Below are 15,882 nucleotides of genomic sequence, written 5' to 3'. Positions count from 1 at the left end.
CTATCACTTTATTATCTCCATAACACTTATTTTTTCACATATCCTTTTAACAACTTCTTCCTCATCTTTGAAATAATCTTCCTTAATATCGTATATTTTTCTGATCCTCTCCAACTTCTCAGGGTTTAGATCCAATACAGAGTTATCTATCTTTCCACCTGTATGTTTTAATACCTCCTCTAATGTATCCTCATCTGGGCATACTATACAGATATTCCTCCCCTTCCCAGTTTTCACCCCTATGATCTCTATGGCGGTAGATATCTGTCTCTGTGCAGAGGCCCTTACAAGGATCTCCATCCAGAAACTGTTTGTGATAGGTTCCTTAGACTTTGCCTGATTTATAGCATGTAAAATATGCTTCTCTGTTGCTATAACATCTCCATTTAATATTTGAAAGGGAAGATTTAATTTAAATATATCCTCTTTTATAGTACAGTCCCTTACACCTACAACTATCATAGTTATCACAACCTTACTTCCAATCAAAGTAATATTTTAAAATAATAATAAAAATAATTATAAAATAATTAGGTAAAAATTTAAAAAATAAAAAACCTCTATCTGCCCATACAAATACCTCCCCTACTCCTAAATACTGGATAAAAGAGATGATCTCCCAAAGGGGATTTCGTTATCTTCTAACTCTAACTATTGGGCATCCCTATATTACAATAGAATTAATACCTTTTGATGGAATCCCCAATTAATAATGTTGTTAAGGGATTTACTCCATTTCTTAAGTGTTCAGGAGATATTCAAGGAGAGTATTTAACTCTTTATAATATTTTACCAGTGTTTAAAGGTTTTATTTGATTTTTAACAACCTTCTTTTTATATTTATAATTTTTATAATAATATATATTATTATTTTTTATCTTTTAAAAATCTGGTTTCGCTTTTATAAATAAAAGGTGAAAAATAATGAAGGTTATCCTTGTAGGTGCAGGGCCTGGAGATGAAGAACTAATTACTGTTAAGGGATTAAAGGCTATAAAAAGTGGAGATGTAATCATCTACGACGATCTGATAAATAAAAACCTACTAAGATACGCCAAGGAAGATGCAGAATTAATATACGTAGGTAAGAGGAAGGGAAAACACTCCTACAAACAGGAGGATATCAATAGATTGTTGGTAGAAAAGGCCAAGGAAAACAAAGTTGTAGTTAGGTTAAAAGGTGGAGATCCCTTTGTATTTGGTAGGGGAGGAGAGGAAATACTCTATTTAAAGAAACATAACATACCCTACGAGGTTATCCCAGGTATTACATCGGCAATAGGTGTCCCAGAGGTTGCAGGTATTCCTTTAACCCATAGAAAGGTATCTACATCCTTTACAGTAGTTACAGGACATGAGGCAGAGGATAAAGATGAGAAGCAGGTAAGATTGAGGGATCTAAATGGAGATACAATTGTAATACTTATGGGAATAACGAACTTAGAGGATCATGTTAAGGAACTCCTGAAAAATCCCCGTAGAGATGAGAACACTCCAGTGGCTATAATAACCAACGGCACCACAGAGCGCCAGAAAGTGATAAAGGGAACCTTAGGAGATATTGTTAAGAAGGCTAAAGAGAACAATGTTAAACCTCCAGGTGTTATAGTTGTGGGAGAGGTTGTAAATGTGTTGGATATTACTAAATAATCACTAAAGTATTAATATTCATAAAAATAAAATATTTTAATAATTTAGTTTGATATAATATATTATAAGGAGTATAGAAAAAACTAAAGGAATATAATACTCTAGAGGTGATACATTGAAAGTAGTAGGAATAAGTGGTTCTCCAAGGAAAGGAAATACTGCCTTCTTAGTAAAGGAAGCCTTAAAAGCTGCTGAAGAAGAGGGTATTGAGACAGAATACATATCCTTAGCAGAAAAAGAGTTAAATCCCTGTTTAGCCTGTGATGAGTGTAAAAAAGAGGGCAAGTGTATAATAATGGACGATATAAACGATATACTAGAAAAGATGGCAAAAGCAGATGGTATTATCATAGGTTCTCCAGTTTACTTTGGGGGCGTTAGTGCCCAGTTGAAGATGCTCTTTGATAGATCTAGACCTTATAGGAGAGGATTTAAACTAAGGAATAAGGTAGGTGGTGCAATAGCAGTGGGGGCTTCAAGAAATGGAGGACAGGAGACAACAGTAAGAGATATCCATAACTTTATGCTTATACACTCTATGATAGTAGTGGGAGATAACGATCCAACTGCTCATTACGGAGGTACAGGGGTAGGAGGGCATGTAGAAGACTGTAAGAAGGATGAGATTGGCATAAAAACCTCAAGAAACTTAGGTAAAAAAGTTGCTGAAGTTATAAAGTTTATCCACAAGAGAAATATTTAAATATTTTTTTATAATATTAATAATTTATTTTAAAAATCAAAATTTAAAAAATTAATATAAAAATTAATAAATAATAAAAATAAATTACACTAGTATTAATAATCCAGGAGGAGGATTATGAGACTTGTTAATGAGGCGCTCTCTAGAAAGACTGATCAAGGTAGTAAAAATTTACAAGATGATAAGGTTGGAAAGGTAAATATTCTCGTAGTAGGTTGTGGAGGTGCAGGAAACAATACGATTCATAGACTTATGGAGATGGGCATTAAGGGGGCAGAAACTATCGCCTTAAATACAGATAAGCAACATCTAGAGCATATAAATGCTGATAAGAAAATACTTATAGGATCTACACTGACAAGGGGTCTCGGTGCTGGAGGTTACCCTGAAATTGGGAGGAAGTCTGCTGAGTTGGCAAGAGGTGTATTGGAGGATGTTCTAAAAAATGCTGACTTGGTGTTCGTTACTGCAGGATTAGGAGGAGGTACAGGGACAGGTTCTGCTCCAGTGGTGGCTGAAATAGCTAAGGAACAGGGGGCTATAGTAATTGGGGTTGTGACCTATCCATTTAAGATAGAAAGGGCTAGATTAAAGAAGGCAGAAGAGGGTCTTGAAAGACTAACAGAGACCTGTGATACTGTTATCGTAATAGACAACAACAAATTGTTAGAGTTGGTACCTAACCTACCTATAAACGATGCATTTAAGGTTGCAGATGAGATCATAGCAAATGCAGTAAAGGGTATAACTGAGACCATATGTGAGAAGAGTTTGATAAATATCGACTATGCAGATGTAAAGGCAGTTATGACCAATGGAGGAGTGGCTATGATAGGGGTTGGTGAGGTGGATTCTGATACCAAGGGAGACAGAGTAGAAAGAGTGGTTAAAGAGACGATGAACTGTCCTCTCCTAGATGTGGACTACACTGGAGCGACAGGGGCCCTCATACATATAACTGGAGGTCCAGATCTGTCATTGGATGAGGCTGTAAGGATCGGAGAGAGGATCACAGAGAACCTCAACCCAGATGCCAACGTAATATGGGGAGCAAGAATAGATCCATCCATGGAAGGATGTCTAAGAGTCATGGCCATAGTCACAGGAGTAAAGTCTCCAAACATATTCGGTAGTAATAGACCTCTAAAGAAGATATTGCCAAAACCTAAAAAGAGTAACTCTCTAGGAATAGACTATATAGTATAAATATAGTATAACTTTTTTATATTTTATTATATATTATTATAATTATTTTTTAATTATTTTATTTACTCTTTTATTTTACTTAGCAGTTAAACAAGGGAAATAAAATGGTGGTAAAAAAATACACTGTAGTGATTCTTCTCCTGTTTTTTACAGTTGTAAATATAAGTGAGGCTATAAAGTTTGAAGATTACAAGGTAGTATTTAGTATAGATGAGAATGACATCGTACACGGGAATATATACTTAGTTATATACAACAACAACTCTGAGGAGATCCCTACTATTACCTATATTCTACCCCATACTATCTACAACCTGAAAGTATCTTCTAACAAAAATATAAGTTATATAGAAGAGGATCACGAAGAAGGTTCTACTAAGATAGAGATAAAATTTAAAAGCCCTATAAAAAAGGGAGAAAGATGTTATATTAACATAAGTTTTAATGGAGATATGATCTGGGACAAATATGGAAAAAAGATGTTTTCAGCAACAATACCTGCTGTAGATTCCAACTTTACAATGACTGTAATACTACCAAAGGGAGCCGCTGTAGTATCTCCTGCAGAGGGCCTCTTAAGTATAACACCCCAAGATTACACCATAGACACCGACGGAAAGAGAATATACATAAAATGGAAGAGAAAACTGAACAAAGAGGATAGATACTTTACAGCAACTGTGTCCTATGTAGTACAACCTATTAATTACATCAACGATAACAATAACACGCCCCTTAACAATTTCTATTACAATCTACTTCTAATAACCCTAATGGTAATAATTATAGGGGCTATCTATGGAATATACTACGAAAAAAAGAAGGTTATAAAAAGGGACCAACTTATAGATGAGTTATCAAATAAGATTAATAACCTGTTAAACGACCTAAATATGCTTAAGGTAGAGTTAGAAAGTAAAGATAATACTATTTCACAGTTAAAGAAAAAAAACTGTGAACTAGTAGATGAGTTAAGTGAGTTGGTATCCCAGTTAAACACCTTAAAGGGAGAGGATATAGAGAAGGATAAAATAATAAAGGAACTTAAAGAAACCTGTGAAGATCTAAACAACCAACTTGAAGATTATAAAAGTGAAATTATAAAGTTAAATGTTAAACTGGAGGAGTTAGAGGATATCAATAAAAAGTACAGAGAAGAGTTGGAAAAAAGTAAAAGGATAATCTCTGAGAAGGAGAAAATCATAGAGGATTTAAAGAGTACTCTAAAGATATATGAGAAGGATATAGGAGAGTTAAAGAAGAAGATAAAAGAGTACGAAAGAACCTTAAAGAATATGCTAATGGATATATTAACAGAAGAGGAGAAAACTATTGTAAATTTGATAAAAGAGTACGGAGAAATCACCCAGAAGGAGATCGTAGAGATTACAGGGATGAGCAAACCTAAAGTCTCCAGGATAGTAGCAGATCTTGAGAATAGAGGTATAATAAAAAAGGTTAAAATTGGTAGGATAAATAAGTTGGCGCTAACAGATAAGTTTAGGTGGGAGTAATGAAAAGAATATATATTCTTATTTTTTTGCTGTTACTACCTTGGAGTGTAGAGGGGTTAGTTATTGGAGAGGAGAAACCCTCCCTTGTCGATACTGTAGTTATTACAAATAACAACTGGCCAGACTGTATAGTTGCTACAGAGTATGCATATAAGGTAAATGGAGTTGTACTTCAAACCAATACTGACTATCTAAATCCCTCTATAGAGTCCCTCATTGAAGCCATTGCACCAAAGAGGATAGTTATTGTAGGAGGGCCTTTAGCAGTTTCCCATAGTGTTGAAGAGAGGTTGAGGGAATACGGCAATGTTGTAAGAATATGGGGTCCCACTAGAGTAGAAACCTGTGAAAAGATTCTTAAGAGGATAAATAGTGAAAAAGAGATGATTTTAGTAAATGGTACAAACTTTAAAGACGTTATAGGAGTGATCTCCCAGGGTTATACACCTGTTTACTGTTTTATAAATGTTTATGATCCAAATGATATTATGAGAGTCTATAGGGACGACGGTACCGTTGAGTTGTACTATTATAAGAGCAGAAGACTTATTGGCAGGTACGATAGGGAGTATGTTTTAGAGGTACCTGGCGAGATCTTGGTTCTAAGTCGATGTCCAGATATGGATATAAAGTTCACAAACAACAGGTATATATCCAAATTTGGATATAAACTATTAGATTTAGAGAATACTTCCTTAAATTCCAACTGTAAATACTTAGTAGAGGTGAATAAGAACACACCTTCTGTAGTACTCCTCTCCAAGTACCTAGATATACCTATAGTGTATGATGGTTTTAATGTATCTAATAGTGATCACATTATAACTTTTGAAAACGATCCTGTTGATAGCAGTATTACCGTCACTGTAGATATTCTTATTCTTAAGAGGACTATGGAACTGTACAGAAAAAATAAGGATCTAAAACAGGCCCTTTATGAGGCAAAAACACAACTCTGGTCTAAGAATATCCCTGTTGAAAAATACAACATACCCTGCTCCTGTTTGGAGGAATATATGAATAAGAAATTAACAAAGCGGTCGTATTAATTTAGGAACTATTAAATAATAATAATTTTAATAATAATTAATTGGGAATAATAATTAAAATGGGGTTACTATGAAGATCCTTATATCTGTATGTGGTGAAGGATTTGGACACACTACCAGATGTCTTGCTATAGGAGAAGAGTTATCAAAAGAACATGAGGTTAAATTTATAGCGTATGGAAAGAGTATGGATTTTATAAAAAGGTGTAATTACGAAGTTTTTGAAACCTATCCAGAGGTTAAATTAACTGGGTATAACGGTAGATTTGATATTAAAGGAAGTATCTTCAACAGGGAGCATAAACCTACAAAGGCTATAAAGAGGGAGTTAAAGATAGTAAAGAGGTATAAACCTGATCTTATTATTACCGACTGTAAATACAGTACTGCCCTAGTTGCAAAGTTATTGAATATTCCTTTTTATATAGTTACTAACCAAAATTATACCAGATCCTGTGATAATAGAAAGTTCATCGTTTATCCTGTTATGAGGTTTTTAAACATAATAAATAAACAGTCTAAAGGTGTAATAATACCTGATCTCCCAATGCCCTATACCATCTGTGAGTACAACCTAACTATGTTGGACAACCTTCAGTTTATTGGACCTTTAATTAGATACCATGTGGATGACTACGAGGATGAAGATGATAATTATATCCTCAGTGTAATAGGCGGGTTTGAATACAGATACAGAATATTAGAGTTGCTAAATGAAATATCCAGACGAAAAGATATTAAGGTAAAAATGGTATGTGGAAGTTATGAAGTTGCAAAAAAACTTAGGAAAATTAAATCTCCAAATGTAGAGATCATACCTTTCACAACTAATATGGAGGATCTTATAAGAAGATGTTCCTTCATCGTATGTCATGGAGGACACTCTACCTTGATGGAGGCTGTAAGTTTTGGAAAACCTGTTATTACCATTCCAGACCTCTACCACCCTGAACAGGAGAATAACAGTAAAAAGATAGGAGATCTAAAATGTGGAATAGCCCTTAGTCATATCGATTTAGAGAATACCTTGGAGTGGGCCATTGATGAAATGATGAATAATCCTATCTACTTTAAAAATGCTAAGAAGTTAAAGGAGTTATGTAAGTTCTACAACGGTAGGGCAAATATAAGGGAGATTGTAAGGAAACATGAAAGAGATAGTAGATCAAAGGGAATTATTTCCCTTTTGAAGTTTTCAAGGGAGGGCAAGAGATTTAAGATGTTTTAAATTATGGTTATGAAACAAAAAATATATTTTTTTAGTAAATAATGCTACTCTCTATGAAAATTTTAATAAATTAATTAAAATAGGAAAAAATTAGCCTTATATTAAAAATCCTATAAACAATTATCAAAATAATAAGATAAAAAAATACCTAATAAAAATAATGGAAACCATTTGAAAAATAATAAATCTCTATCTTCGGAGAATTCTGCTATTTCTCCAGTATTGGGAATAATTGCGAAAGGTTTAGTATTGACACTAAATTTTTTCTATTTTGTTATAAATTATTATTTAGGTTATTATTTTTTGTCAATCTCTTTTTTTAATTTAATAATTCTAATTTTAATATAAATCATAAAGGACTCCTAATTAAAATATAATAATTAATAATAAAAGATAAACCAGGTTAATGGAAGATTGTATAACAAAATAGACAACAGGGAAACTATGAAGATAACTCTACTATCAGGAGGTACAGGTACTCCTAAACTTCTACAGGGTTTAAAAAGAGTAATTGACGAGGAAAATATCTCTGTAGTTGTGAATACTGGGGAGGACACCTGGGTGGGGGATCTCTACCTATCTCCAGATATAGATACAGTACTCTACACCTTCGCAGATTTAATAAACGAGGAAACATGGTACGGGGTTAAAAACGACACCTTCATTACTCATGAGACTTTAAAGATGTATGAATCTGATGGTTTCTCTGAATTTCTGAGGATTGGAGATAGAGACAGGGCTCTGAAGATCCATAAGACTTACTTCTTAAGAAAAGGTTATCCTCTCTCCAAGGTTGTAGATATGGAGAGGAAATTGTTAAACATTAAAGGTAAAGTATTTCCAATGACAGATGACAGGGTGGAGACGAAGATACTTGTTGAAGAGGATGTTGGAGATAGAGAGGAGAAGATCCTCCTAAAGTTCCACGACTTTTGGATAAAGAGGAAAGGTAGGGCCAAGGTGTTAGATGTATTCTATGAGAATTCACAGTATGCCAAGGGAGTAGATGGAGCGTTGGAATCTATAGAGGGCGCAGATTTGGTGGTTATTGGACCCTCTAACCCTATAACCTCCATAGGTCCAATACTCAGTATAAGGGATATTAGAAAAGCACTTAAGGGTAAAAAGGTATTTGTAGTATCTCCTATAGTGGGAGATAGTGCAGTTAGTGGGCCAGCAGGTGTTCTAATGGAATCTAAAGGTTATCCTGTTAACATTTATGGAGTGTATAAGTTCTACGAAGATCTCGTAGATACTCTTATAATAGACAATAAGGATAACTTAGAAGAGAAAAAAGAAGGTATAGAGTGCAATGTAGTGACGACAAACATTATACTTAAGAATATGGAGGATAAGATAAACCTGGCTAAGAAGATATTAGAGGAGTACAGGAAAGGCTAATGGGAGATTATGAGATACCTACTGATATACTCTATCAAGGATCCTGCAGGGATGAATATCAAGGAGAATTTAGATACAATATTGGAGGAAAGTGGTATTAGAAAGAATATCTCCTACTTTGAAACAGATAAGGATCTCATAACACTTACCCAGGAAGATATTCCAAAGGGATACGACTATTATATCTTCCTATCAAAACATAGAAGTGGTGGAGAGAATCCACCTCCAACTTTAACAGTACATACTCCTGGAAATCTCACAGCAGATAATCTCTTTGGAGGTAATCCAGAGGAGGTATGTCCCTGTGATAGTGTTTTAAACTCCCTACTTTTAAGGAACATCTCCAGACACAACAGAGAGGAGAGATATAGACATCTGAATTTCCAGGTATCCTTTGAAGGTGTCCACCATGGCCCTTCAGATCTAGTCGCCCCCACTGTATTTGTAGAGATAGGGAGTACAGAGAGGGAGTGGAGGATAAAGGAGGGAGGAGAGATCATCGGAAGGGCTATAATAGACACTATTCAACAACTTACATCTAAGAGATACGATCCTTTAGATAGAGTAATTGCCTTTGGTGGAGGACACTACGCTCCAAAGTTTACAAAGTTGGTGCTGGAGGGCAAATATTATGTAGGTTATATAGTTCCAAAGTATGCAAAGGTTTCAGAGAGAGTTCTAAATCAGTTGATCGAGAAACAGGACTTCGACTATGTGATCCTTGACTGGAAGGGCCTTAGAGGTGAGGATAAAAAAAGGTATATTAAATTTTTTGAAGATAACAATATTCTCTGGAAGAGGGTTTAATTAAAGGGATAAACCATGTACATCGTAATTGCAGGTATAGGGAGGGTAGGTTTTGCACTTGCCAAATCCCTTGCAGAAAAAAACCACGACTTAGTGCTTATAGATATCTCTAAGGAGGTATGTGAGGAGGTAGCCTGTGAGATAGACGCCCTTGTAATAAATGGGGATTGTACCCGTATTAAGACCTTAGAGAGTGCAGATATTGAAAGTGCTGATATATACATAGCAGTTACTGGCCAACAGGAGATAAACCTCATGAGTGCTTTACTGGCTAAGAACTATGGGGTTCCTAAAACTATTGTGAGAGTTAGGGATCCTGAATATAAAGAAGTATTCGAAAATCTAAATATAGATGTGGTAGTGAGCCCTGAACTTGTTGCAGCAAACTATATTGAGAAACTTATAGATCTCCCTGGTATAGTGGATCTTGCAGTGATAGGTAGGGGAGATGCGGAGATCTTGGAGTTAATTATTGGAGAGAACTCGAAAGTTGCCAATAAATGTATAAGGGATTTGGAAAAGAATAAAGATTACCTTATAATTGCCATCTATGAGGACAGCGAGTTAAAGATACCAGATGGAGATACTAGGTTAAAACCTAAAAATAGGGTTATAGTTTTGGCTAAGAAGGACTCTGTAGACTACGTTAGAAAGTTGTTTCTTTAATTTAAAATAATAAATTTTATTAAAAATAAAAAAAATTATTATAAAAAATAATTTATAAAAAGAGTAAAAAAATTTTTATTATGGTATTTTCCCCGGAGTTTCTAACATCTAGAAAAAGGATAAAATTCATCTACCTCTATTATTATTTATTTTCTAAGTAGGGAAGTTGATATAATATATCTTTCCTTTTTCTAGAGGTTTTTAATTATAAAAATAAATATTTCTAATTTATAAGTCTATTATTAAAATTATCCATCTATATAGGGAATATGGGGAATTATGTTTAGATCGGAATTAAGGAGGGAATTAGAAACTATTATGAGAAACAACTTATACCGATCCCTGAGAAAAAAAAGAGAAGATATTTTAGACTTTTCCTCAAATGACTATCTCTGTCTCTCAAAACACCCAGAGGTAATAGAAGCAGTTAAGGAAGGGCTGAAGTATGGTCTAGGATCTACAGGATCCAGATTAACCTCTGGGAATATAAACCATGAGATCTTAGAGGAGAGACTGGCAGAATTCAAAGAAACAGAGAGGGCCCTCCTATATCCAACTGGCTACTCTACAAACATTGGGGTTATAAGTGCCCTCTGTAAAAGGGGAGATCTCATTCTAAGTGATAGGTTAAACCATGCCTCTATAATAGACGGGTGTAGGTTAAGTAGGGCAGATGTGGAGATATACGAGCACTGTAATGTGGAAAGTTTAGTGAATATCCTAGAGGAAAAGAGAAAGAACTACAACAATATATTCATTATCACAGATGGAGTCTTCTCCATGGATGGGGATATTGCGCCACTGGAGGACATAAAGAGAATTGCAGACGAGTACAACGGTGTAGTTATAGTAGACGATGCCCACGGTACCGGAGTACTAGGCAGAGGTAAAGGTACCTTGAAACACTTCAACTTAAAACCCTCAGATAACATCATCCAGATAGGCACCCTGTCTAAGGCATTTGGAGGGTTGGGGGGCTTTGTATGTGGAATAGAGGAGGTGATAGAGTACCTAATAAACACCTCAAGGAGTTTCATATACTCAACTGCTCTACCTCCTTCACTGGTTTCTGGAGCCCTTAAGAGTTTAGAGTTGATAGAGGAGGGCCATTTAACTAAGAAGTTGCAGGAGAATATAAGGAGTGCAAATAGGATATTTAGGAGGTACAATCTAATTGAGGAGGATAGTTTAACACCTATATACCCTATAATACTGGGAGATAGGACTATGGAGGTTTCTGAGTATCTACTTAAGAATGGGATATACGCTCCAGGAATTAGGTATCCCTCTGTACCTAAGGGTCTTGAGAGGATAAGGGTTAGTATAAATGTGGGACATAGGGAGGAGGATTTTGAGAGGTTAGGTAGGTTGTTAAATGACTGTATATCATAATTTATGGTATTTAGAGAAAGATAATCAAGGAGTTAAAAAGACTTTTACACAAAATACTAATTTTCTACTCATTTTTTGGTCCTGTCCACATAAAACAAACATCATATATAACAATGTACATAAGATACTATTATGCTAAGAGTAAAAGATATTATAAAGGAATTAAAAATCTTTAAGAGGAACAAAATACCTATAGAAATTAAAACACTCGCCATTGCAACCTACATTCAGACATCTTCAGTAAGAAGAACTGCCAGAATTCTTTCAGAGATTTATCCAGTCTCAAAAACATCAGTTTGGAACTGGATAAATAAGTTTAAAGAAGAATTATCCATTACAACAGAGGAAAGAGAAAGAGATCTAATAGCGGTGGATGAAACTGTTGTTAAAGGTGGCGGGAAGCACTATTACGTTTATTCAGCTGTAGATGTTGAGAGGAATGAATTAATTTTAATGAGAGTCTATACAATAAGGAATCATCTAATTACGAGGTCCTTTGTAAAGAAAGTACTGAAGTACTGTAGGGGTGAGCCTAAATTCCTTATAGATAAAGCCCCATGGCTAATTAGTGCTCTAAAAAGTCTTAATTTAAACTTTGAACATCAGACTTTTGGGCGGGGGAGTTTGATAGAATCGGTGTTTTCTTCTCTGAAGCAGAGGGTAAAGATCTTTTTCTGCTCTATTAATGCTAAAAATCCTGTTAGAAACTGGAACTTCTTTTGTAGGTTATTTGTTCTGTATTATAATAAACTGAGGTGGTGTTTATGTTAAGTGGACAGGTCCAGAGAGGGGAACCGAAAAGTTTATATATGAGAAGTGTATTTATTTTGTGTGCAAGTGAAATGCCTCGGTGGCTCAGCCTGGTAGAGCGCCTGACTTGTAATCAGGTGGTCGGGGGTTCAAATCCCCCCCGGGGCTTAATACTAGGTTGGGCCTGTGGGGTAGCCTGGTCTATCCTTTGGGATTTGGGATCCTGAGACCCCAGTTCAAATCTGGGCAGGCCCATCAACCCATTATATGCTCAAAGTCCGGCGGTAGTTCAGCCTGGTAGAACGGCGGACTGTAGATCCGCATGTCGCTGGTTCAAATCCGGCCCGCCGGACCAGTGAGGGCCCGTAGCTCAGCCTGGTAGAGCGCCTGGCTTTTAACCAGGTGGTCGAGGGTTCAAATCCCTTCGGGCCCGCCAAATATTCTCTGGCATGACGGCCATAGCGGAGGGGCTACATCCGATCCCGTCCCGATCTCGGAAATTAAGCCCTCCAGCGATGCCCCAAGTACTGCCTTTGGGTGGGAACGGGGCGACGCCGTCAGCCACTTTTTCCCTTGCCCTGGTGGTGTAGCCGGGCCTATCATACAGGACTGTCACTCCTGTGACTCGGGTTCAAATCCCGACCAGGGCGCTTTATTTTTTTACTACTTTATATTTGTATATTTAAATATTTTTGGGATAAACAATATTTGATATCATCGAGGGATGCTGTGCTAGGTAAAAAATTACTAAAACTTATATTTAAGCATCTATTTCAAGAAGAAAATCCTAAAAAAGTGGTAAAGGAGGCGTATCCAAATCTAGACAACTGTATAGTCTGTGGTTTATGTACCAAGGTATGCCCTACAGAGGCTATAAAGTTGTTTAAATTTAGAGATGTTATCTGTGAGAGTTGTGGTGCGTGTGTGGATGTATGCCCAACTGATGCTATAACCCTAGATAGATTTAGAGTAGATAAGGAGAGATGTATAAAATGTGGATACTGTGGAATAGTGTGTACAATACCTATTATCAAGAAGGAGATACCTAGACCTAAAACACCTATTATAGTAGAGAGTAGATGTAATTTTTGTGGTCTCTGTATAAAGAGATGTCCTGAAGGTGCACTATATTTTAAAGATGGTAGGGTATTTATTAAAGAAGATAGATGTAAAGCCTGCCTATCCTGTGTTGACCTCTGTCCTATGAAGGCAATTTACACTCCAGAGGATTATATAAAATCCCTTATAGTAAGTATTGATATCTACTCCTGTATATGCTGTAGGGAGTGTGAATATATATGCCCTTTAAAGGATATGAAAAAATAATTATGATCAAAATAAAAACCCTACTTCCCATCAAAAGGATAGTTTAAAAAAATAATAAGAATTATAAAAAATAATAAGATAAAAAAATAAGAAAAAATTAAAAATAAAAAACTTCTATTAATCCCAGATACAAAAAAATTTTAAAAATAATATTGAAGGAGAACGATCCTCTGTATATCTTTTAATACAGGGATTCAGAATAAGATCTCCTATCTTACCTAAGTGATTAGAAAGATCCTAGAATGTTTAATAGTTTTTATATATAGATTTTATACTGATCATGATCATTTTAATCATGATTTTTATTATTATAACAATTATTATTTTCATTGTTCTTTTAACTGCTATTTGGTGGGAACTAAGGTTAATTATAATTAAAAAACTCTAATTTCCATCAAAAAATTCTGATAAGAATAATAATTATAAAAAATAAAAGAACATAAAAAGAAGGTATAAAATCAAAATAAGAGATAAATAATTTCTCCTGGGATACTCTAAGATACTCTATGAAAGTGGAGCAGATCCTTCCTCACAGGCTGGGTATTATTAATTTTGTTAGATTATTAGATATTATATTTTTATTATTAATACTTTCTTAGTCCTTTTTTATTATTCTTTATTTTTATTATTTAAATCTTACTTTGATGGATTTAAGGTTATTTAACTTTTTTATTCTTATCCCTTCAGAATTATTTTATTGTTATTACTCTTAAGATTTTTATTATTTTTTATTATAATAATTATTTTTTTATTATTCTTCTAATCACCATCTCGATGGGAACTAAGATATTAAAAATATTTTTAGTTTCGACTATGGACTCTGAAAAAAATATAGTGATGAATATTCTCGCCGTTATCCCTTAGATGTGCTGAGCACTCGAGAAATAAGGTAGATTCCTGCTAACTCTTTTTCTTAAGGGATTTTTTGTTCTCTTTAATTTCTTATTTCTATTTTTACTTGTTTTTATTATTATTTTAATTTTAATTTTTATTACAAGGTTTAAAACATTTATGTACTTAACTATAATATCATAAAAAAATAAGTAATAAAAATAAAGAAATAAAAATCGAAAAGATGAGAATTTTTACTCTTTTTATTATTTGCTATCTTAACTTTTTAATATTTTTAATAATTTTTATAATTACTATTTTTCATTATTTTACTATCACTTCGATGGAACTCAATATAACTCTTAAAAAGGTGAAACTATGAAGATAGACAACAAACTCAAGGCAGAGGTGCTGGTAGAGGCACTACCTTACATATGTAAGTTTCAGGACCATAAGATTGTAATAAAATATGGTGGCCACGCCATGATAAATAAAGAGGCTAAAAATTGGGTGGCCCAGGATATAGTTCTCCTAAGATTTGTTGGCTTAAATCCTGTTGTTGTTCATGGAGGTGGTCCTGAAATAGATGCTGCAATGAAGAAGATGGGAAAGAAACCTGAGTTTATCCATGGTTTAAGGGTGACTGACGAGGAGACGATGGAGATCGTTAAGATGATACTCGTTGGAAAGATCAACGGTGATATTGTATCAAAACTTGGAAAGTATGGAGGTAAGGCTATAGGGCTCTCTGGAAAATCTGGATATCTTATTAAGGCTAAAAAGAAGAAGGAGTATATTATAAAGGATAACAAAAAGATAGAGGTTGACCTAGGTAAAGTTGGTGAAGTGGAGAGGATAAATACTGAGTTAATAGACATACTATTGGAGAAAAAGTATATTCCTGTAATATCTCCTATTGGAATAGACGATAGAGGTGAAATATTCAATCTAAATGCTGATATAGTTGCAGGAGATATTGCTGCAGCTATTGGAGCAAAGAAGTTGATAATGATTACAGATGTGGACGGCATTATGGAAGATTTAGAAGATCCTTCAACACTCTTTAAAAAACTTACAGTCTCAGAGGCGGAGGAGTTAATGAAGGAGGGAGTGATCTCTGGAGGGATGATACCAAAGGTTAAGGCCTGTATAAATGCCCTAAAAAAAGGTGTGGAGAGCGTCCATATTATAAATGGCAAGATACCTCACTCTATCCTTCTGGAGATATTTACAGAGGAGGGTATTGGAACTATGATCGTTAAGGATTAGATGAAAGTAAGTTTAGAAATAATTATTATTTAAATTGAAAAATACAGAAATAAAGAAAGAAAAGAGCCTTAGGGAGAAGATCGGGATTTT

General features: G+C 34.7%; 14 protein-coding genes, 5 tRNA genes and 1 rRNA gene. 19 read left to right on the top strand and 1 reads right to left on the bottom strand.

Annotated features, from left to right (window positions below):
- Nucleotides 1-3: 3 nt before the first annotated feature.
- Nucleotides 4-462 carry a KEOPS complex subunit Cgi121 gene (gene cgi121, locus CFE53_RS04205; protein WP_148120623.1) on the bottom strand — a complete coding sequence of 153 codons (459 nt, stop codon included), beginning with the start codon at nt 460-462 and terminating at the stop codon, nt 4-6.
- Nucleotides 463-924: 462 nt separating this feature from the next.
- On the opposite strand from cgi121, the gene cobA reads away from it, so the two are divergent.
- From cobA to argB, 19 genes are all read left to right on the top strand, one after another.
- Nucleotides 925-1,650, top strand: coding sequence for a uroporphyrinogen-III C-methyltransferase (gene cobA, locus CFE53_RS04200; protein WP_148120622.1), 726 nt, complete (start codon nt 925-927; stop codon nt 1,648-1,650).
- 115 nt (nt 1,651-1,765) lie between these two features.
- Nucleotides 1,766-2,353, top strand: a complete 588-nt coding sequence (locus CFE53_RS04195; RefSeq protein ID WP_148120621.1) for a flavodoxin family protein — start codon at nt 1,766-1,768, stop codon at nt 2,351-2,353.
- A gap of 117 nt (nt 2,354-2,470) precedes the next feature.
- Nucleotides 2,471-3,559 (top strand): cell division protein FtsZ, encoded by a 1,089-nt coding sequence (gene ftsZ, locus CFE53_RS04190; protein WP_148120620.1) that lies wholly within the window; start codon nt 2,471-2,473, stop codon nt 3,557-3,559.
- Between the two features lie 104 nt (nt 3,560-3,663).
- The gene (locus CFE53_RS04185) at nt 3,664-5,073 is read left to right on the top strand and encodes a winged helix-turn-helix transcriptional regulator (RefSeq protein ID WP_148120619.1); all 1,410 of its coding nucleotides are present in this window, start codon (nt 3,664-3,666) and stop codon (nt 5,071-5,073) included.
- Nucleotides 5,073-6,122 (top strand): cell wall-binding repeat-containing protein, encoded by a 1,050-nt coding sequence (locus CFE53_RS04180; RefSeq protein ID WP_148120618.1) that lies wholly within the window; start codon nt 5,073-5,075, stop codon nt 6,120-6,122. The genes CFE53_RS04185 and CFE53_RS04180 overlap by 1 nt, the downstream gene beginning before the upstream one ends.
- Nucleotides 6,123-6,192: 70 nt before the next feature.
- Complete coding sequence (locus CFE53_RS04175; protein WP_148120617.1) at nt 6,193-7,350, top strand: MJ1255/VC2487 family glycosyltransferase; 1,158 nt, start codon at nt 6,193-6,195, stop codon at nt 7,348-7,350.
- A 444-nt stretch (nt 7,351-7,794) separates the two neighbouring features.
- On the top strand, nt 7,795-8,751 hold the full coding sequence (cofD, locus tag CFE53_RS04170) for a 2-phospho-L-lactate transferase (RefSeq protein WP_148120616.1): 957 nt from the start codon (nt 7,795-7,797) through the stop codon (nt 8,749-8,751).
- A gap of 9 nt (nt 8,752-8,760) precedes the next feature.
- The gene (locus tag CFE53_RS04165) at nt 8,761-9,558 is read left to right on the top strand and encodes a D-aminoacyl-tRNA deacylase (protein WP_148120615.1); all 798 of its coding nucleotides are present in this window, start codon (nt 8,761-8,763) and stop codon (nt 9,556-9,558) included.
- A 15-nt stretch (nt 9,559-9,573) separates the two neighbouring features.
- Entirely contained in the window at nt 9,574-10,224 is a 651-nt protein-coding gene (locus CFE53_RS04160; RefSeq protein WP_148120614.1) for an NAD-binding protein, read from the top strand.
- A 279-nt stretch (nt 10,225-10,503) separates the two neighbouring features.
- Entirely contained in the window at nt 10,504-11,616 is a 1,113-nt protein-coding gene (bioF, locus tag CFE53_RS04155; RefSeq protein WP_148120613.1) for an 8-amino-7-oxononanoate synthase, read from the top strand.
- Between the two features lie 132 nt (nt 11,617-11,748).
- Entirely contained in the window at nt 11,749-12,387 is a 639-nt protein-coding gene (locus CFE53_RS04150; protein WP_148119920.1) for a DDE-type integrase/transposase/recombinase, read from the top strand.
- Nucleotides 12,388-12,460: 73 nt separating this feature from the next.
- A tRNA-Thr gene (locus tag CFE53_RS04145) sits at nt 12,461-12,534 on the top strand.
- A gap of 12 nt (nt 12,535-12,546) precedes the next feature.
- A tRNA-Pro gene (locus CFE53_RS04140) sits at nt 12,547-12,621 on the top strand.
- Between the two features lie 23 nt (nt 12,622-12,644).
- Nucleotides 12,645-12,721: transfer RNA gene (locus CFE53_RS04135), tRNA-Tyr, on the top strand.
- 4 nt (nt 12,722-12,725) lie between these two features.
- Nucleotides 12,726-12,802: transfer RNA gene (locus tag CFE53_RS04130), tRNA-Lys, on the top strand.
- Nucleotides 12,803-12,814: 12 nt separating this feature from the next.
- Nucleotides 12,815-12,929 (top strand): 5S ribosomal RNA (gene rrf / locus CFE53_RS04125).
- A gap of 12 nt (nt 12,930-12,941) precedes the next feature.
- Nucleotides 12,942-13,016, top strand: a tRNA-Asp gene (locus CFE53_RS04120).
- A gap of 4 nt (nt 13,017-13,020) precedes the next feature.
- On the top strand, nt 13,021-13,692 hold the full coding sequence (locus tag CFE53_RS04115) for a 4Fe-4S binding protein (protein WP_371678286.1): 672 nt from the start codon (nt 13,021-13,023) through the stop codon (nt 13,690-13,692).
- Between the two features lie 1,209 nt (nt 13,693-14,901).
- Nucleotides 14,902-15,792 carry an acetylglutamate kinase gene (gene argB, locus CFE53_RS04110; protein ID WP_148120611.1) on the top strand — a complete coding sequence of 297 codons (891 nt, stop codon included), beginning with the start codon at nt 14,902-14,904 and terminating at the stop codon, nt 15,790-15,792.
- The last annotated feature ends 90 nt before the right edge of the window (nt 15,793-15,882 follow it).

Source organism: Methanofervidicoccus sp. A16, from assembly GCF_003351865.1.
Taxonomy (GTDB): domain Archaea; phylum AGJL01; class Methanococci; order Methanococcales; family Methanococcaceae; genus Methanofervidicoccus.
Note: the sequence above shows the minus strand (reverse complement) of the source record. Positions and strands in the feature narration are given on the sequence as shown.